The sequence below is a fragment of the Antrihabitans spumae genome, assembly GCF_043944905.1.
Taxonomy (GTDB): Bacteria; Actinomycetota; Actinomycetes; order Mycobacteriales; family Mycobacteriaceae; genus Antrihabitans; species Antrihabitans spumae.
On record NZ_JBIMSN010000050.1, the window covers coordinates 1 to 18,514 of the forward strand.

18 protein-coding genes are annotated in these 18,514 nt (G+C 62.8%); 9 read left to right on the forward strand and 9 right to left on the reverse strand.

Annotation, left to right across the window (positions count from 1 at the left end; all coding sequences use genetic code 11):
- The first annotated feature begins 64 nt into the window (after positions 1 to 64).
- Genes ACHIRB_RS11345 through ACHIRB_RS11355 form a run of 3 tightly spaced genes read left to right on the forward strand, consistent with a single transcriptional unit; the run spans position 65 to position 3,137 of the window.
- On the forward strand, positions 65 to 1,162 hold the full coding sequence (locus tag ACHIRB_RS11345) for an FAD-dependent monooxygenase (protein ID WP_395124930.1): 1,098 nt from the start codon (positions 65 to 67) through the stop codon (positions 1,160 to 1,162).
- Between the two features lie 2 nt (positions 1,163 to 1,164).
- Entirely contained in the window at positions 1,165 to 2,223 is a 1,059-nt protein-coding gene (locus ACHIRB_RS11350; protein WP_395124929.1) for a maleylacetate reductase, read from the forward strand.
- Between the two features lie 11 nt (positions 2,224 to 2,234).
- On the forward strand, positions 2,235 to 3,137 hold the full coding sequence (locus tag ACHIRB_RS11355) for an intradiol ring-cleavage dioxygenase (RefSeq protein ID WP_395124928.1): 903 nt from the start codon (positions 2,235 to 2,237) through the stop codon (positions 3,135 to 3,137).
- On the opposite strand, the gene ACHIRB_RS11360 is transcribed toward ACHIRB_RS11355, so the two are convergent.
- Positions 3,134 to 4,069: an AraC family transcriptional regulator gene (locus ACHIRB_RS11360; protein ID WP_395124927.1), complete on the reverse strand. Its 936-nt coding sequence runs from the start codon at positions 4,067 to 4,069 to the stop codon at positions 3,134 to 3,136. The two genes, ACHIRB_RS11355 and ACHIRB_RS11360, sit on opposite strands and share 4 nt — an antisense overlap.
- 268 nt (positions 4,070 to 4,337) lie before the next feature.
- Here ACHIRB_RS11360 and ACHIRB_RS11365 point away from each other — a divergent pair, with 268 nt between their 5' ends.
- A complete protein-coding gene (locus tag ACHIRB_RS11365; protein WP_395124926.1) occupies positions 4,338 to 5,108 on the forward strand; it encodes an SDR family NAD(P)-dependent oxidoreductase in 771 nt (256 codons plus the stop codon).
- Between the two features lie 61 nt (positions 5,109 to 5,169).
- Positions 5,170 to 5,931, forward strand: a complete 762-nt coding sequence (locus ACHIRB_RS11370) for an SDR family NAD(P)-dependent oxidoreductase (RefSeq protein ID WP_395124925.1) — start codon at positions 5,170 to 5,172, stop codon at positions 5,929 to 5,931.
- Positions 5,932 to 5,946: 15 nt separating this feature from the next.
- Here the strand turns inward: ACHIRB_RS11370 and ACHIRB_RS11375 are convergent, their stop codons facing one another.
- From ACHIRB_RS11375 to ACHIRB_RS11400, 6 genes are all read right to left on the reverse strand, one after another.
- The gene (locus ACHIRB_RS11375) at positions 5,947 to 6,924 is read right to left on the reverse strand and encodes an ornithine cyclodeaminase family protein (RefSeq protein ID WP_395124924.1); all 978 of its coding nucleotides are present in this window, start codon (positions 6,922 to 6,924) and stop codon (positions 5,947 to 5,949) included.
- Positions 6,921 to 7,844 (reverse strand): ABC transporter substrate-binding protein, encoded by a 924-nt coding sequence (locus tag ACHIRB_RS11380; protein ID WP_395124923.1) that lies wholly within the window; start codon positions 7,842 to 7,844, stop codon positions 6,921 to 6,923. Before ACHIRB_RS11380 ends, ACHIRB_RS11375 begins: the two co-directional genes overlap by 4 nt.
- 23 nt (positions 7,845 to 7,867) lie before the next feature.
- Positions 7,868 to 9,310 carry an MFS transporter gene (locus ACHIRB_RS11385; protein WP_395124922.1) on the reverse strand — a complete coding sequence of 481 codons (1,443 nt, stop codon included), beginning with the start codon at positions 9,308 to 9,310 and terminating at the stop codon, positions 7,868 to 7,870.
- Positions 9,311 to 9,526: 216 nt separating this feature from the next.
- Positions 9,527 to 10,144: a GntR family transcriptional regulator gene (locus ACHIRB_RS11390; RefSeq protein WP_395124921.1), complete on the reverse strand. Its 618-nt coding sequence runs from the start codon at positions 10,142 to 10,144 to the stop codon at positions 9,527 to 9,529.
- 47 nt (positions 10,145 to 10,191) lie between these two features.
- Complete coding sequence (locus ACHIRB_RS11395; protein ID WP_395124920.1) at positions 10,192 to 10,962, reverse strand: class I SAM-dependent methyltransferase; 771 nt, start codon at positions 10,960 to 10,962, stop codon at positions 10,192 to 10,194.
- A 14-nt stretch (positions 10,963 to 10,976) separates the two neighbouring features.
- The gene (locus ACHIRB_RS11400) at positions 10,977 to 11,843 is read right to left on the reverse strand and encodes an LLM class flavin-dependent oxidoreductase (protein WP_395127692.1); all 867 of its coding nucleotides are present in this window, start codon (positions 11,841 to 11,843) and stop codon (positions 10,977 to 10,979) included.
- Between the two features lie 93 nt (positions 11,844 to 11,936).
- Between ACHIRB_RS11400 and ACHIRB_RS11405 the strand changes: the two genes are divergently transcribed.
- Positions 11,937 to 12,833, forward strand: coding sequence for a LysR family transcriptional regulator (locus ACHIRB_RS11405; RefSeq protein ID WP_395124918.1), 897 nt, complete (start codon positions 11,937 to 11,939; stop codon positions 12,831 to 12,833).
- Here the strand turns inward: ACHIRB_RS11405 and ACHIRB_RS11410 are convergent, their stop codons facing one another.
- A complete protein-coding gene (locus ACHIRB_RS11410; RefSeq protein ID WP_395124917.1) occupies positions 12,834 to 13,430 on the reverse strand; it encodes a TetR/AcrR family transcriptional regulator in 597 nt (198 codons plus the stop codon).
- Between the two features lie 67 nt (positions 13,431 to 13,497).
- Here ACHIRB_RS11410 and ACHIRB_RS11415 point away from each other — a divergent pair, with 67 nt between their 5' ends.
- Entirely contained in the window at positions 13,498 to 15,225 is a 1,728-nt protein-coding gene (locus ACHIRB_RS11415) for an N-acyl-D-amino-acid deacylase family protein (protein WP_395124916.1), read from the forward strand.
- Between the two features lie 7 nt (positions 15,226 to 15,232).
- On the opposite strand, the gene ACHIRB_RS11420 is transcribed toward ACHIRB_RS11415, so the two are convergent.
- Positions 15,233 to 16,003, reverse strand: coding sequence for an IclR family transcriptional regulator (locus tag ACHIRB_RS11420; RefSeq protein ID WP_199705642.1), 771 nt, complete (start codon positions 16,001 to 16,003; stop codon positions 15,233 to 15,235).
- A 212-nt stretch (positions 16,004 to 16,215) separates the two neighbouring features.
- Between ACHIRB_RS11420 and dctA the strand changes: the two genes are divergently transcribed.
- Positions 16,216 to 17,622: a C4-dicarboxylate transporter DctA gene (dctA, locus tag ACHIRB_RS11425; protein WP_395124915.1), complete on the forward strand. Its 1,407-nt coding sequence runs from the start codon at positions 16,216 to 16,218 to the stop codon at positions 17,620 to 17,622.
- Positions 17,615 to 18,388 (forward strand): MTAP family purine nucleoside phosphorylase, encoded by a 774-nt coding sequence (locus ACHIRB_RS11430; RefSeq protein WP_395124914.1) that lies wholly within the window; start codon positions 17,615 to 17,617, stop codon positions 18,386 to 18,388. The genes dctA and ACHIRB_RS11430 overlap by 8 nt, the downstream gene beginning before the upstream one ends.
- Positions 18,389 to 18,514 lie beyond the last annotated feature (126 nt).

The window sequence follows — 18,514 nt, forward strand, 5'->3', positions numbered from 1 at the left end:
CATCGATCAACACCAGGCAGCTTCTGCCGCCTGAGGTTGACACAGGGAGTGTCATCGGCCTTCGGTGTTGTACTGGGTTGTGCAGCCTGGATCCAACATCGGCGGGATCGGCGCGGGTCTGATTCGAATGGTGCACCCATGGGACGAATGGTTGATCGTGTGGGGTTACGACATAAACGGTCCAGCACCCGAGGTGACGGACGAGTCGGCAACGCAGATCGTCCGCAACCTGGTCGGTGTGCCCGATCTGGAGGTCGAGATCACTGGAAAGTCGTTGTGGGGCAACAACGAGCAGTATGCGACGCGGTTGCAGTCCGGTCGGGTGTTCTGTGCCGGCGATGCGATACACAAACATCCCCCGAGCAACGGTCTCGGCTCGAATACGTCGATACAGGACTCGTACAACTTGGCCTGGAAGATCGCAGCCGTGTTGGGAGGAACCGCCGGCGACGATCTGCTCGAGACGTACACCGTCGAACGCGCTCCCGTTGCCGCGCAGATCGTCACCCGTGCGAACAAGTCCAGTCGAGAATTCGGGCAGCTCTTCGAGGCCCTCGGTATCGACAAGGCCGAAACTCCCGAAGAGATGGCCGCTTTGATCGAATCTCGCAAGGACAACACCGCCGAGGGCGCTGCGAAACGTCGCGCGATCCAGGATGCGATGGACCTGAAGAACTACGAATTCAATGCCCACGGAGTCGAATTGGGTCAGTCGTATGCATCCACCGCCGTCGTCGACGACGGGAGTGCGCGAGCCGTTCCTGTGCGCGACGCCGAGTTGTACTACGAGCAGTCGACGGCACCAGGCGGCCGACTTCCGCACGTGTGGGTCGGCGACAGCAGCCGCAAATATTCGACCCACGACCTGGCACCGTACGGACGATTCACGCTCTTCACCGGGACCACGGGAGACGAATGGCTCACCGCCGCAGCAAAAGTCGGTGGCCAGCTAGGAATCGACATCGTGACCGTCGTCATCGGCCCTGGACACGAGTGCACAGACCTCTACTTCGCTTGGGCCGAAATTCGCGGCGTCGACGAAGATGGTGCGGTCCTGGTTCGACCCGATAAACACGTCGGTTGGCGTTCGGCTTCGCTGCCTGCCGATCCGGCGGCCGTGCTTGCAGACGCACTGTCCGCCATCCTGAGCAGGCAGGCGTAACCGTGCAGTTCGAACACGAAACCCTTGGCCAGTGCGTACTTTTCGGAACCGGCACCGCTGCGAAACACCTTGCTGCCGAGGTCGCTCGCCTTGGGTCTCGACGGGTGATGGTGATTGCGGCCGGTTCAGCGGCGGACGTCGCGGCGAACCTGATCGACGACATCGACGTCGTCCTTTTCTACACCGATGTCGCGCCGCACGTGCCGATCGAGAAAGCCGAAGCCGCGCGGAAGGCGGCCGCGGAGGCCGACGTCGATCTGATCGTCTGTGTCGGCGGCGGTTCCACCACCGGTTTGGCCAAAGCCATTGCGCTGACGTCGAACCTGCCGATCATCGCGATACCCACAACGTATGCCGGTTCCGAGGCGACCAACGTGTGGGGCCTCACCGAACAGTCGCGCAAGACAACCGGCGTCGACAACGCCGTACTGCCGAGCTCGGTTATCTACGACGTGGAATTGACTCTGTCGCTGCCGGTGGCCCTTTCGGTAGCGTCCGGACTCAATGCCCTTGCGCACTGTGTGGATTCGATGTGGGCGCCGAGGGCGGATCCGATCAATCAGGCTCTTGCGGCAGAGGGGGTTCGCGCTCTCTCGTCAGGCCTCCGGCTTGTCGTCTCGAATCCCGTCGAACCTGCCGGTCGCGAAAAGGTGCTCTATGGTTCGTATCTCGCGGCTGTGGCGTTCGCGTCGGCCGGTTCGGGGTTGCATCACAAGATCTGTCATGTACTCGGGGGAGCGTTCGACCTGCCACACGCGCAGACGCACGCGACTGTCCTCCCATACGTGCTCGCGTTCAACGCGCCGTGTGCTGTAGACGCCGAGCAGCGGCTCGCCTCGGCGTTCGGAAGTGTCAGCGCTACAGACGGACTCGATACCCTTCGTACCGATTTGAATGCGCCGAGGGCGCTTCGCGACTACGGACTGACCGAGCGTGATATCCCCGAAGCGGTGCGCCTCATCATGCCGAACATCCCCGCGGGCAACCCCCGGACCGTGACACCCGAGAACCTCGATGCACTTCTTCGCGCCGCGCTCGTCGGCGCCGTACCGGGACAGTAGAAGGGACGATCATGACCGACACATCAACTGCCGCAACAATCTCGGAGGAGCAACGGGCAATCGAGGACACCCTCGTCGAGACGGTTGTCGCTTCGTTCGAGCATGCTTCGGATCCTCGGCTCAAGCAAGTCATGCAGTCTTTGACCACACATCTGCATGCCTTCATTCGCGACGTCCGGCTGACGGAGGCGGAATGGCAGACGGCCATCGAATTCCTCACCGCTACAGGCCATATCACCGACGACAAGCGTCAGGAGTTCGTACTCCTTTCGGATGTGTTCGGAGCGTCGGCGCAGTGCATCTCAGTCAACAACACCGCTTACCAGGGGGCCACGGAGGCAACTGTATTCGGTCCGTTCTTCACTGAGAATTCGCCACGTATCGAATCGGGAGGCGACATCGCCGGTGATGCTCCCGGTGAGCCGTGCTGGGTCGAAGGAACTGTCACCGACACCGATGGCCGGCCGGTGGCGGGAGCGCGAATCGAAGTGTGGGAAGCCGATGACGACGGCTTCTACGACGTTCAGTACGACGACGACCGAGTGTCCGGACGTGCCCACCTGTACTCCGACGAGGACGGCGGCTTCGCATTCTGGGGTCTGACGCCGACGCCCTATCCCATTCCGCATGACGGGCCGGTCGGCAAACTGCTCGAAGCAGTTGGCCGTTCGCCCTTCCGCGCGTCACACCTGCACTTCATGGTCACCGCGGAGGGTCTGCGGACGTTGGTCACGCACATCTTCGTGCGCGGCGACGAGTTGCTGAGCAAGGACAGTGTTTTCGGTGTGAAGGACTCGTTGGTCAAGGACTTCGTGCAGCATTCTGCGAGTACTCCGACCCCTGATGGGCGTGAGGTGGGTCGGACCTGGTCGCAGACCCGATTCGACATCGTCCTCGCGCCGGCGGGCGTCTAAGCGTGTTGTCGCGACGAACGAAGGGCGCTCGGTGAGAGTCCGTACCTGGCCTTGAAGACCTTCGAGAAGTAGGACTGCGAAGTGAAACCGCAGTTGGCGGCAATGTTGGACAGCGCTGCGGTCGGATTCGACAACACAGCGCTGTGGGCGCGGTCGAGGCGTTGGTCGAGGATGAACCGGACCACACCGACCCCGTCGGCGGCGAACAGACGCGACAGCTGCCGTTCGCTTATCCCCACTGCGGCAGCGATTTTGGGAACGGTGAGGTCTGGTTCGTGCAGGTGCTCTGCTATGAACACCGACGCCGCAGCGGTGTGCGCGGCCGAGGGGCTGGCAGGGGGACCGCCGAGCGACATCAGAAACAGATCGATCGAAGTCGCCTCCACGACGGCGGAGCTGTCCGTCCCGTCCTGCAACGTCGTGCCGATCAATCGAAGCAGGGCTCGGGCGTGCGGGTTGGTGGTGAAGTCGACAGTAAGAGGTGAGCGAAAAGTGTTGTGCCAGTGCGTATCGTCGAACGTGCTCCGGGGAATTTCGAGGACGACTTCCTGCAGGCCATGTGAGAACCCACGCATAAACGGTTTGTCGCCGTCTCCGATGATGGCTTGCCCCGGCCGGACCATTTCGCAGCCGCTCTCGTGATAGAAAAACGCGTCGCCCTTCAACGCGAAGTACGCGACGATCGCGTCGGTCGGGTTCGCCCGGATATGTGCCTGTGTGCGGTCGACAACGTGCGGTGTGCCTGTGACGCGGGCAAGGCGCAACTGCGGAAGCTGCACGGTGCGCTCCGCTGCCTCCAACACATCACCGGTCAGCGTCCTGCAGCCGAGGCCGATCAACGACGAGGCGTTGTGTTCCTCCCACAGCCGCGCACGCTCGTCGGGCGGGAGGCCGCGCGTCGAGAAGTCGGCGATCACGGGTATCGGGTCCACGGTCACCTCCTCTGGCCTACACCGCTTCGGTGACAGCTGCAACACCTGCCGTGCCGAATAAATGCCTACACGCCGGAGCCAATGCGGCATTCGTACCCCTGGGTGGGACCGCTGGCACATTCGCTCCACCGTTCCTGCCCGCGGGGGTATGAGGGTGCCATTCACTCCGCTGGACGTCGTCAGGGTGCCCCCACGCGCCGTCCCGGAATAGTGGCTTGCCCTTCGGAGTTGCCTCCTCGCAGGACCACACCTCCGAGAGGAACCCCGAATGCCGATTGCCACAGCCCGATTCGACGGCAAGATCGCCCTGGTCACCGGCGGTAGCAGCGGCATCGGTTTGGCCACGGCCCGCCGACTACTCGACGAGGGTGCCCAGGTGGTGATCGCTGCGCGTGGCAAGCCTGGTCTCGACAAGGCGGTGGAAGAGTTGAACGCTGGTGACCGGCTGACTGCCGTCGCTGTCGATGTTGCTGATTCGTCCGACCTCGACGCCCTTGTCGACGCGATCAGGACCCGGTACGGACGCCTCGACGTGGTGTTCGCCAACGCGGGCATCGCCGCCTTCCTGCCGAATGCGGACATCACCGACGCGGAATTCGATCGGGTGGTCGCGACCAACTTCAAGGGGGTCTTCTTCACCGTCCAGAAGACCCTTCCGTTGCTTGCCGACCACGGTGCCATCGTCGTCACCTCGTCCTGGGCGGTCCACCGCGGCGTCCCGGCTGCGTCGCTCTACTCGGCAACGAAGGCTGCGGTTCTCAATCTCGCGCAATCCCTTGCGGCAGAACTTGCTCCGCGCAGAATCCGTGTCAACTCGATCAGTCCCGGCTACATCGAGACGCCGTCCTACAAGGCCAACGTTTCCGATGCGGCCAAAGCTGCGGCGGTCGCGACAGTCGCAGCCGGCAGGCTAGGCACATCCGAAGATGTCGCTGCTGCGGTCGCCTTCTTGGCATCCGACGACGCGGCGTACATCAACGGGCAAGACCTCCTCGTCGACGGCGGTCTCATCGCGGCGGTGCCAGCCACCATGGTCTGACCGGAGCAGCGGTGACTACCGTTGCATCGGAAATGCCGTTAGGTACCGAATGGAGACAACGATGTCAGTACTGGACAAATTCCGCCTCGATGGTCGCGTCGTAATAGTGACGGGAGCATCCTCGGGGCTCGGCGTCGCATTCGCGAAGGCTGTCGCCGAAGCGGGCGCCGATGTCGTTCTCGCCGCTCGCAGGGTCGACAAGCTCGCTGACACAGCGGAATTGGTCAAGAGCGTCGGTGGCCGGGTGCTGTCGGTCGGGACCGATGTCGTCGATCCTGACCAGTGCACGGCACTCGTCGAGGCCGCGATCGCGGAGTTCGGCAAGGTCGACGTTCTCGTCAACAATGCGGGCGTGGGGACCGCAGTTCCGTCGACCCGCGAGACGCCGGAAGAGTTTCGGTCGGTCATCGACATCAACCTGAACGGCTCGTACTGGGCTGCGCAGGCCTGCGGTCGCGTCATGGCGCCCGGAAGTTCGATCGTGAACATCTCCAGCATTCTCGGATTGACCACCGCCGGCCTACCGCAGGCTGCGTACAGCGCGAGCAAAGCTGCGATCGTCGGACTCACCCGTGACCTCGCGCAGCAGTGGGGGACCCGAAAAGGTATCCGGGTCAACGCGATTGCGCCGGGGTTCTTCGCCTCGGAGATGACGGCGGCCTACGCCCCTGGCTACCTCGATGCGCTCGCACCGCGAATGATCCTGGGCCGCAAGGGTGATCCGGAGGAACTTGCCGCAACGCTCGTCTGGTTGGCATCCGACGCGGGTGGTTACGTAACTGGCCAGACCATCGCCGTCGACGGTGGCGTCACCATCACCTAGGCGAGCCGCTGCTAATCATGCAGTCAGATCGACGGTCGTCCCCGCTCCGAGACGCGTGGCGTGGTCGATGACGAGCTTGGCGGTGACAAGGTCCTGTAGGCCGATACCGACCGATTCGAAGATCGTGATGTCGTCGTCGGTTGTGCGGCCCGGTGCGGTGCCGTTGATGACGTGACCGAGTTCAGTGCGGGCGTCCTCTTCGGTGATGAATCCGTCGGCGATGGCAATGAGGACGGCGCCTGATTTCGACATCGTGGTCGTGTGGCTGTCGACGATGATGCGTGCTCTGGCCATGCCTACCGAGTCGATCTCGCGATGGTCAGGTCGCGGTGGTGCGCCGACAGCGTTGATGTGCTGCCCTTGGCGCAGACACTTGCCGCACACGATGGGCTCCTCGGACGGTGTGACGGTGCAGACGATGTCGGCTGCGTCCATGACTGCCTCGACACTCGGCGCCGAATGGACGGGTATGCCAAGGCATTCGGTGGCGGAGCGGAACGCGTCGATCGTCGCGGTGGTACGCGACCAGATGATGATTCGTTGGATGTCCCGCACGGCCGCAACGGCGTGAGCGTGTTCTATCGCCAGGTTGCCTGCTCCGATCAGGCCGAGTGTCGATGCGGTAGGTCGGGCGAGGTGGGCGGTGGCGACGGCCGACGCTGCCGCCGTTCGGATTGCCGTGACCGCCCGACCGTCGAGGATGGCCACGCACGCACCGGTGGTGGCACTGGTGACGAGGATCGTCGAACGTTGGGTCGGGAGTGCTCGATCGCGGTTCGACGGTATGTCGCAGAGCAGCTTCACCGCGACGCGGTCGTTGGTGCAGGCGGCCATCGGTAGCGCAGATCCATTGGTGGGCAACGTGAGACGTCCAGGCGCCGGATTGCTGAATTCCCCGCCCGCCAAGCCGGCGAATGCTGCTTCGACGGCGTGGCGGACTTCGTTGCGATCCAACAGGGGAGTGATGTCGGAGTGGCGCAGGATCAGGGTCATGCCGGGACGCGGGTAGTGCTGATCCGGTCGACGATGCTGCTGTCGACCAACTCGGCGAACGACGGTGCGGTCCGAATCATTTTCTCTTCGTGCAGAATTCGCATCCAGCGGTCCGAGGCGTCTGCATCGATCCGCACGGTGTCCCAGGTTTGTGACTCCAGCATTCGCCTGCAGGATGCAGCCAGTACCGGCAACGGCATCGTAGGCCAGTGATCGACGAGGACTCCCTCCACCTCGGCGACGGTGACAGACCCGAGCAGCGTCATCGATTCCTGCAGTGCTGCAACGAAATCCACGATCCCGTCGGACAACTCATGGAACCGATCGCTACGGCAGTAGTAAACGCTGTTGGGTCCGATGCCGCCCGACTGCGTGTAGTCGTCGGCAATGAATCCAGTTCCCCTGGCCTGCAATGCTTCTGCGGTGGTCAGGTCCAGAACTATCGCATCACCGAGGCCGGCCTCGAAGAGTTCGACGAACATCGGCGTCGACAGATCCCGTAAGAATGTGATGGACGCCGGGTCCACGTCTGCCTCGCGGATCAATCCGGCGGTAAAGGCGTACGGCGCGCTTCCCCCGATGCCGGGGGCAAGCACAGTGCGCCCGACGAGATCCGACCACGTGAAGTCCGGCCGAGGTGTGCGAGTCACCAATGCCTTCGGGAATTGGTGGTTGACCTGGGCGAACACGGTGAGTTCGCGGGGTGTGTTCCAGTACATCGCCGGTACCCACAGGCCGCCGAGTGCGACGTCTGCGACGCCGCTGTCGAGGTCGTCGAGTACGCCGGTCCATGGGTCGCGAGCGGTTGCTTCGACGTGGAGACCGCGTTCGGCGAAGAGTCCGAGGTGGTCGGCGTAGTACTGCGGTAGGTAGTTCTGTCCGTGTGCGGTGGCGGAGATGGTGAGCTTCGACATGGTCATGGTGTCCTTGCTGGTGGAGGTGATCAGGAGGTGGCTGGGACGGGCTTTTCGGTGACCGCTTCGAGTGTCTTTCCGAAGGTCTCGGGTCCGAAGCGGGCGGCGACGACGAGGAGCGCGTACATGACGGCGATCATCAGGAACACACCTGCAACGCCTGCACGGTCGAAGAAGAACAGGGCGGCGAAGGGCATGACAGCGCCTGCGACGTTGCCGATGCCATTGACGACCGAGGCGCCCATGGCCCGCACAGAAGTTGGGAACAGTTCGGGCGACCACACCGACAGCATCGTGTTGAGCATCATGGTGAAGAACTGAAAGGTCATGCCGAGAATCAGAATCAGCGCTGTCGTGTTGGCGAAGGACGCGAAGAGGATGGCGGAGATACAGCCGAGAACTGCGGCGACACTCACGGTGAGACGCCGGGGTGCTTTGCCTGCCAGGTACGACGCCGCGCATGCTCCCAACAACGACCCCACGTTCATGATCATGGTGAAGACGAGCGAATCCGACAGTGAGTAGCCACGCGACACCAGCAGGATCGGCATCAGGAACAGCAGGGTGACCTGGGCGCCGAAGGACATCCACGATGCTGCGCCGATCGCAACGGTGCGACGCAGGTTCTCGCCTTTGAAAACCTCGATGTAGCTGCTCTTGGTCTCGATGGGAATGTCTGCGGCAGTGACGAATTGCTGTGTCGGGCCGGGTTTGCGAAGGCCGCTGATGGTTCCTGACGCCAATCGGGTAAGGCTCTTGTTGGCGTCCTCGACACGGCCCTTGGAGAGCAGGAAGCGCGGCGACTCGGGCAGGTAGCGGCGGAAGAAGACGACGAGCACGGCGGGGACGGCGAGGAGAACGTAGGTCCATCGCCAAGCGGTGTCGTTGCCGCCGAGTACGTCGTTGAACGGTCCGAGTACAAGCCAGAAGAAGCCGAACGATGCAATGTTTCCGATGCCGCCCGAGGAAATATTGAGTGTCGCGAGAAGGGAGCCGCGGTGTCGGGTGGCGACGATCTCGGCAAGGATTGCCAAGCCGACTGTGAACTCGCCGCCTAGTCCGATGCCGACGATGAATCTGCTCGCGAGCAGTGTCTCGTAGTTGACCGCTGCCGCACTGATCAGCCCGCCCAAGGTGTAGACGAGCAGGTTCAGGCTCAGCGCGGTGCGACGCCCCCAGCGATCGGCGATGTAGCCACCGATGAGGCGACCGACGAGTCCGCCGATGACAGTGGCGGTGTTGATCATCGTCAGCTGGGAGTTGTCGATGCCGAACGATTCCTTGAGCAGCGTGCCCATCGCTCCGGTCGAGTTCTGCTCGAGGGAATCGAAGAACAATCCTGCCATCAGCAGCAGGATCAGCGCGGCCTGCACGCGGCCGAAGCCGATGCGGTCCAAGGCGGCGGTCAAGCCGGGCGACGCGGCGGCGTCGATGGTCTCGGTTGTGACGGTGTTGGTCGATGGGGACGGCATGGGGATCGTGTGTGACATCGCAGTGGCTCCGAGTGCGGGAACGGCGCCGGCACGGGCTGTGTCGGTGAGCAGATCTCGGGTCGGGTCCAGCTTGGGATCTGCTTCGTATTTTGTATACGAAAACTGTTTCCCCGAGATTACTCAACTGCGAGTATGTGTTAACATCGTGCAAATCACGCTATATATTGTAATACAATCAACGCGAGCCTGATGCCGTCAGGCGTCGCGGGGCTGCGCAAAGGTCTCTGCGAAGTAGCGCTCGTCGCGCTGCAGGTGCTCATCCATCAGGTATCCGGCCGCAACGACCGATCCGTTCACGATCGCCGTCGCGAGTACACGGTGATCGTTCACCGAGGCCTCCGGGTTATGGCCGAAGCCCCACTGCACTCGACGACTCACCTGTGTCAACATCTCGACGAGTTGCCGGTTCCCGGACGCTGTGGCAACCAGTTCGTGAAATGGCGCGGTCTCCAGGTGCGGGCTGCCCGCCGAGATCGCCGCAAGTTCGTCGGCTGCGGACCCGCCCCGGTTCTGCGCGGCCAGCTGCGCAGCAAGGATCTCCAGACCCCGGCGGATCTGCAACAACTCGCGGCTGTCCTGGGCAAGGGTCTCCGACACCGTCGCACCGCGGTATCGAACGATGCTGACAAAGCCTTCCGACTGGAGTCGGGCCAGCGCCTCACGGACGGGAACACGCGACACCCCGAACTGCTTGGCGATAGCTTCCTCGACCAAGCGCTCTCCTGCAGCCAATCGTCCACTGAGGATCTCCTCACGCAGTGCGTGAGCTATCGAATCCCCGGTCGACTCATCGCGCGCAAACGGCTCAACCATGCGCGAAGCCTAAACCTCAGTCGGGCTGGAACCGACGCTCCGACGTATCAACCGGCTCGTCGAGCGGTGACGATCCAGGCCCGCGAATCGAAACACACCCCGCGATCGGTGTTGTGCGCGTCGAGCGTGGCCCACAGCCGGCTGCGTACTCGGTCTGCCTCCGCGTCGTCGAGTTCGGCGAGCTGGTCTTCGAACTTCAGCAGACGGAGCACAGCGTCGTATGCGGCGGCGGTGTCCGGGCCGTAGTAGACGGGCTCGTGCACGTCGGTGAAATCGACGTCGATAAAGCCGGCCGCTGTCAGGATCTGTTCCGTGACAACCGGATCGGCGAGGGAGAACGCATCGGGGCCGCTGGGTGCCGGGTTCGTGTCGGTGAGGGTCCTCCGGAAGGCGGTTGCCCATTCGTTGTGTTCGCGCTCCTGCCAGACCAGCAGCACCAAATGCGCCCCAGGCCGCAGAGCCAGCCCGATATTGGTGAACGCGGCAATCGGGTCCGCGAAGAACATGGTGCCGAACCTGCTGATGCAGAGGTCGAACTCCGACGGCGTAAACCGATGTGCCTGGGCGTCTGCCAACACAAACGTGACGTTGGTCAGGCCTTGGTCGTCGCTGATTCGCCGAGCCTGTTCGAGCATCGGTGCGGAGACGTCGACGCCGAGTACACTCCCGGCACCGACGGCGCGCGCGGCATCGCGAGCCGATTGCCCTGTGCCGTAGCCGATGTCGAGCACGCGGTCCCCAGAGCTGACGCGGGCAGCAGCGCGGAAGTGTTGGTTGTGCAGGTGCAATTCCGCGTCGTAGTCGAATAGGTCCGCCATCGAAGTTACGCTACCTACTCGCAGTCGACCGGACCGTCGCGCAGCACGCCTCGAACCTGATCCAGCGACACTGCTTCCGGGTCGAAGTCCGTCAGCCACCAGGTGGCGCCCGCTTTGGCGTACGGCGCGGGGTCGATGTCGGCAGCCAGACCGACCACGATGTCGAAGGCGGTCGCTTGTCCCTGTCGGAGACCGGTGATGGTCGCGACGATCTCGGCGAGCTGGTCATGGTCTTCGAGGTTGACCGGAAAGAAGCCGTCGTGTCGGGCGGCGCGGCGCAGCGGTTTGGCGTTGCCGGGAAATCCCGCTGCCCACACAGGGACGCCGGGGTGTTGAATTGGTCTGGGCAGGAACGTGATTCCGTCGACGGTGTAGTGCTGTCCTCGATGGTGCACGGGCTCACCGGACCATGCGGCGCCAAGAATCTCGAGTGACTCGTCGAGCATCTGTCCTCTCCGCCGATCGTCGAGTTCCTCACCGGTGGCAGACCACTCCTCGCCGAAGCGATTGCTGCCGAGACCGACACCGAGTGTGAAGCGTCCGCCGCTGAGTAGGTCGAGCGTCGCGGTTTCCCTCGCGACCTTCGCGGGCCTGCGGCGAGCAAGGGGTGTGACCATCGGACCGAATCGAATGCGTTCGGTGGCAGTTGCGATCGCGGCCAACGTGATCCACGGGTCGGCGACCTGTTGGACCGGCGCTCGCCAGCGCAGGTGGTCCCACACGAATACACCATCCCAGCCGGCTTCTTCCGCATCGGCAGCCAGGCGCGCAACCACTCTCGGGTCGGCGAGTTCGTCGAAGATCGGCAACCAGAGTCCGGACTGCAACCTACTCGCTGTGGGCTGGGTCTGGTTCTCGCCAGGCGTAACGACATTGGTCATAGAGCCAAAGCTAGATCCAGAAGAACATTACGAAAAGCGATAGTGTCCGATCAAATTCATCGCTATCGGCGATGAACCGACTAGGGTCGGGTCATGTCCGACATCGAGCTACGACACCTGATCACGATGGCAGCCGTGGCGGACGAGGGCTCGTTCGGGCGTGCAGCCTTGCGGCTCGGGTACACCCAGTCGACGGTGAGCCAGCAGATAGCGGCGCTGGAAAAAGGCGTCGGCGGTGCAGTATTCGATCGGCCGGGCGGACCAAAACCGGTGCGGATCACCCCACTCGGGGTTGTCGTGCTGGCACATGGGCGCGATCTGCTTGCCAAGGCTCAGGCGATGACGGCTGCCGTTGACCGGTTCAAGGCCGGCGACGGCAGAGTTGATATCGGGACCTTCCAGAGTGTGTCGAACGTGATCTTGCCACTCGTGATTCGCGCACTCAGGGACTCACATCCCGGCTGCGACATAAGGCTTTTCGAGGAGGAGACCGATCGTCCGCAGGTTCGCGATCTCGACTTGATGTTCTTCGACGGTCGCGTCGACGGCGATGTCGAACATCGCAAGTTGCTCGATGATCCGTATGTGCTGGTCGCTAGGCGCGGTTCGTTCCCGGACGGTCCGGTGCATACTGCTCAACTCGACGGTCTACCGATGGTCGCGCATCCGCCGATCTGCGACCAGGCGCGAATGGAACAGGCTCTCGCCAGGCGCGGTGTTCGGCCACAGGTCGTGTGCCGCACCGCGGGCAACGAAACAGTGCTGTCGATGGTGCGCGCAGGCATGGGTTCGGCGATCCTGCCGAAACTCGCCGTCCACGGCGCCGAACTAGGGTCCGATGCGTCGCTGTGCGTCCACACACTGAAGCCAGCACTCCCGCCACGCGAGATCTTTCTGCTGTGGCAGGCGAATCGCACGCACTCCCCACTCGCGGAACGCGCGATCGAGATCGCGGTCGACGTCGCAGGCAGGATCGGCGAGGATTCCTGATCAGACCTGACTGTCGGGCGCAGCGAGCGCCTGCAGAACGGTGCCGAACAAGTCGTGCGGAACCGTTCCGGGGTCGGTGAATTCTTCGATCGCCAGACCGTTGTTGAGGGCGAGCATCAAGACTGCGGCTGCTTCCGAGTCGAGGCCTGGATGGAGGTCGAGTTGGTCGACCGTGCGCTCGATCAGGGCACGCACCGCCCGGCGATGTTCGACGAACTTCTCGCGCACCTGCGAGTCGCGCATTGCGCGAAGCCAGTATTCGGTGAACAGCAGTTGCCAATCGCGGTTGGCGAGTACTTCCTGCATCAGCAGGTTGCCCGCCTCGCGCATCGAAGTGCGGGCGACTGTATCGCCGGCAAGTGCTGCGACGACCTCCAGTCGGTGCGCGATCTGCTCGTCCAACAGTGCGAAGAACAGGTCGTCTTTGGACCCGAAGTTGGAGTAGACGGCGCCCTTGGTGAATCCAGCGGTATCTGCGATGGCGTCGATCGTGGTGCCTGCGAACCCTTTTCGAGCGAATTCCGACGTCGCGGCGGCCAGGATTCGCTCGCGTACCTCCAGGCGAGGGGTACGGATTCGGGGGTTGACGGCCGTCACGGGAGTCAGGATACTCGACAGTATCCAAATCTCAATACTGTCGAGTATCGAAGATCGAAGGCTGCTGATGTCGCACTACTCGCTCGTGATCCGCAATGGCTCCGTCTACGACGGTTCCGGTTCGGCGCCCGTCCTGGCCGACGTCGGCGTGCGAGACGGGAAGGTCACGACCATCGGTGCGATCGAGCCAGGTAGCGCCGATCGTGAGATCGATGCGAGCGGTAAGTGGGTGATACCGGGGATGCTCGACGTGCACACCCACTACGACGCGGAAGTCCTCGGTTCACCCGGACTGGGGGAGAGCGTGCGCCACGGCGTCACCTCGATCGTGCTGGGCAACTGCTCGCTGTCGACCGTCTACGCCGACGCCGACGACTGTGCGGACATGTTCGCTCGGGTCGAGGCATTGCCATGGGACGCAGTGCATTCCGCGGTCAAAGAACACAAGACCTGGTCGGGTCCCGCATCATATGTCGACGCGATCAACCAGCGCCCGCTCGGCCTCAACGTCGCGGGCTTCATCGGACACTCCGACATCCGAGCCACTGTGCTCGGCCTCGACCGGGCAACGGACCCGAGCGTGACGCCAAGCGATGCCGAACTGGCCAGGATGAAAGCCATGCTGACCGAAGCGTTGGACGCTGGGTTCGTCGGCTTGTCGACCATCCGCAGTTCGTTTTCCAAGCTGGAGGGAACCCGTTGGCCCGCAAGGCTGTTGCCGTCCACGTTTGCGAGTTGGAAAGAATTCGGCGCTCTCAACGACGTGCTGCGGGCCCGCGGTCGCATCCACCAGAGCACCCCGAATCTGGCAAAGCGGTCGGAGATGGCGCGCTACTTCGCGCAGAGCATGGGCCGTAAGCGTCGACCGTTGAAGACGACGATCATCAGCGCCGCCGACGTCAAGGCCGACCGCACCGTTGTCCGAGCGGCGATCGCGGCTGCCAAGCTCGTCAACAAGATCGGTGGTGACGGCTTCCGGTGGCAACATCTTCCGGTCCCGTTCGAGGTGTACGCAGATGGCATCGACGTCGTGGTGTTCGAGGAATTCGGTTCGGGCGCTGCTGCTTTGAACATTCGCGACGTCATGAAGCGCGGAAAGTTGCTTGCCGACGAATCCTACCGTCGCACGTTCCGCAAGGAAATGACGGCGAATGGGTTCAAAGTGTGGCACCGCGATCTCTACGACGCCGAGATCGTCGCCTGCCCCGACGCGACGGTCGTCGGTAGGTCCTTCGGTGCGATCGCCGACGAACGTGGCATCGAACCCGCAGATGCGTTGCTGGACTTGGCCGTCGAGCACGGCAAGGCCCTGCGTTGGCGCACCACGATCGCCAACGACCGCGACGACGTTCTCGACCAGCTGCAACAATCCGATGTCGTGCAGGTCGGGTTCGCCGATTCCGGTGCGCACCTGCGCAATATGGCGTTTTACAACTTCGGTGTCCGAATGCTCGAACGAGTCCATGCCCGCGCGTTCATGCCGGTCGAGGCAGCGGTGCGCCGACTGACGAGTGAGCTCGCCGACTGGTACGGCCTCGATGCCGGACGCCTGAGGATCGGCAGCCGCGCCGACATCGCAATCATCGACCCGTCCGGATTCGATGGCTCCAGCGGCGAGTACGCCGAAGCGCCGATGCCTGGTGTCGCAGGAGTCGATCGTATGGTCAATCGCAACGACAAGGCTGTCGCGGCCACCATCGTCGCCGGCCACGTCCTCTACGAGAACGGCACCTTCGCCGAAGGCTTCGGCACCACGATCCACGCCGGAAAGTTTCTGCAGGCCAACAACTCCTAGCCTCGGCTCAGAGTGCGGCGTTGTTGTCGAACTCGGTGGAGAGCTCCTTCGCGACACGCTTGAGCAGAGGGACGATGTGGTCCGCCGATTCCAGCGTCACACGAGCCGCCGGTCCCGATACGGAGATCGCCGTCGGCGAGGGGGAGTTGGGAACGGGAACGGAGAAGCACCGGACGCCGACCTCCTGTTCGCCTTCGTCGATTGCATAACCGCGCTGTCGGATGACGTTGAGGTCGGTGATCAGGGCATCGGGATCGGTCAGGGTATTGGGGGTCTGTCGGGGCATTCCCGCCCGCGCGACGATGCTTCGCACTGCATCGTCGGGGAGTTGTGCGAGCAGTGCTTTTCCGACGCCGGTGCAATGTGTGTACACCCGTCTGCCGACCTCGGTGAACATCCGCATCGAGTGCTCCGACGGCACCTGCGCCACGTAGACGGCAGCGGTGCCGTCGATGACGGCCATGTTCGCCGTTTCCCCTGTCGCTCGGACGAGGTCGGCAAGATGTGGACGCGACCAGGCGCCGATCAGCTGAGTTGCGCTCTCTCCCAGACGAATGAGCTTGGGCCCCAGCGCATACTTGCGCGACGGTAGCTGCCGAACGTAGCCACGTGCGACGAGCGATCGGGTCAGCCGGTGGATCGTCGGCAGCGGCAGACCCGCGGTCTCGGCAAGTTCGCTCAGCGCGATCGATCCTCCCGCCGCCGCCATGATTTCCAGAATGTCGAACGCGCGGTCGACAGATTGGACGCTGCCGCCCTGGCTGGGTATGGCTGCCATCGGATAGTCCTTTCCAGCCCGTAGTGGCTTTTAACTTCCGACTAGCGGAATTACTCAATCGTATGACGATATCCAGATTCCGCAATCGCTGGCCAACACTGTCTAGGGGTTGACACCCGCGTGTGATGCAGACCACTATATCAATAATGGAATTAATATTCCACATTATGGAAGTTAGCCAGAGTGGAAGTTCGTCGATGGAGAGGTACTCCGTGAGCAAAGTAGAAGCCGCAGCGCGTCCGAAGCGCTGGTACAAAAGTCTGTTCGTACAAGTCCTGATCGGCATAGCGGCCGGTATCGCCACCGGCATCCTCGCGCCCGGCCTCGCCGATCACTTCAAACCTCTCGGCGAGGGCTTCATCAAATTGATCAAGATGCTCGTCGCGCCGCTGATCTTCCTGGTGATCGTCACTGGGATCGCCAAGGTGGGCAGCATGAAGGCGCTCGGCCAGATCGGCGGAAAGGCCATGCTGTGGTTCATGACCGCCACAACGTGCGCTCTTGGGCTCGGGCTGCTGGTCGGCAACCTCGTCCATCCAGGACGTGGCTTGAACATCGATCCCTCGACGCTCGACACGAGCGAGCTCGACGCGAAGACACAGGGCGGTCACCTTCCCGGCGGCGTCGAGTTCGTCATGAACATCATCCCGACCAGCGTGTTCGACGCATTCGCCCAGAACAGCCTGCTCCAGGTGCTGTTGTTCGCGGTGCTGTTCGGCGTAGCGCTGGCGTCCTTCGGAGAATCCGCGCCGCCACTGTTGATGGATGTCATCGACCAGGCGCTGCACGTGATCTTCCGTATTGTCGGCTACATCATGTATCTCGCGCCGCTCGGCGCATTCGGAGCGATGGCGTTCACGGTCGGCAACTACGGGGCCGGCTCGCTCAAGTCGTTCGGAATTCTCATTCTCGCCTGTTACGGAGCGGCACTGGTCTTCATCGTCGTGCTCTCCATCGTGGTCAAACTGCTTACCGGCGTGAACGCGTGGAAGTTCGTCAAGTACTGCCGCGAAGAATTTATGCTTGCGCTCGGCACCGGATCGTCCGAGGCGGTCATGCCGCGAATCATCAAGAAGCTCGACAACGCCGGCTGCGATCGAGCGGTCGTCGGACTTGTCGTACCGACCGGATATTCGTTCAACCTCGACGGCGCTGCCATCTACCTCTCGCTTGCGATGATGTTCCTCGCTCAAGCGGTTGGCGTCGAACTCGGTATCGGAGAACAACTTACGATCATGGGCATTCTGATCCTGAGCTCCAAGGGCATGGCTGGCGTGCCCGGGTCGGCGTTCGTCGCCCTATCGGCTACAGCGGCCGCGATCGGTGCCTTCCCGGTCGCAGCGGTAGCGCTCCTGCTCGGCGCAGACCGGTTGATGGACTCGATGCGCGTCTTCACCAACCTGCTCGGGAACTGCCTCGCGACCTTCGTCGTCGCGAAATGGTCCGGCATGCTCGATACCGAGAAGATGCACGCAGTGCTCGACCGTGGATTCGTTCCCGACGATCCGGACGACGTAGCTGCACATCCGCATCCGAGTCGTGAGATCGACTCGGCACCAGTCGAATTGACGAAGAAGAGCAATCCCGTAGACGCAGAAATGGCGGTCCGCAATGCCTGAGACACATGTACGCGTCGCCGTTCTCGGCACCTGGGGTTACTACGGATTGCTCGACGACGTCGAAGAGATCGCGATCGATACTCCGTACGGACCGTGCTCCGACACGATCGTCGTCGGCAATTCGAACGGCCATCGCATCGCATATCTGACCCGAACAGGTCGGCACCGCAACATCCCACCGCACCGCATCAATGCGCGGGCCAACATCTGGGCTCTGCACAGTCTCGGCATTCGGACGATTCTCGCACCGACACCCTCTGGCTCGCTTCGGCCTGCGGTCGGCGTCGGCTCGATCGTCGTACCGGATCAGCTCGTCGACAGGACCGGACGCACCGACGACACCTTCTTCGACGACAAAGATGTGCACCTCAGCTTCGGCGACCCGTTCCCGGCTGCAGGTCGCAGAGCGGTCGTCGAGATACTCAGGCGCAACAACTGGATCGTCAACGACGGCGGGACGCTGGTGGCGATACGCGGGCCGCGGTATTCGACTCGCGCAGAGTCGAGGTGGTACGCGGCCCAGGGCTGGGATCTGGTGAGCCAGACGCCGTATCCGGAAGCAGCGCTCGCCGCCGAACTCGGGATCAGTTATACGTGTGTGGCCCTGGTGACCGACCACGATGTGATCCCCGACACTCCTTGGCCAGTGACGCAGGAGATGGTCGGTGAGGTTCTGGACAGTAAGACCAAGCGGCTCCGGCAAGCGCTGTTGAAGGTTGCCGTCGAACTGGACGTCGCTGTCGGCCAACCTAATGTGACTGTCTAGCAGCACCTTTCGATGAGCCACGGGCGCCGACCACAGGGTCGGCGCCCGTTTCCATTCTCTGCTCGGGCGGTATACCACTCTTGACAAACAGGGCCCGAAGCGGTTCACTAATATCACCAAACGAAA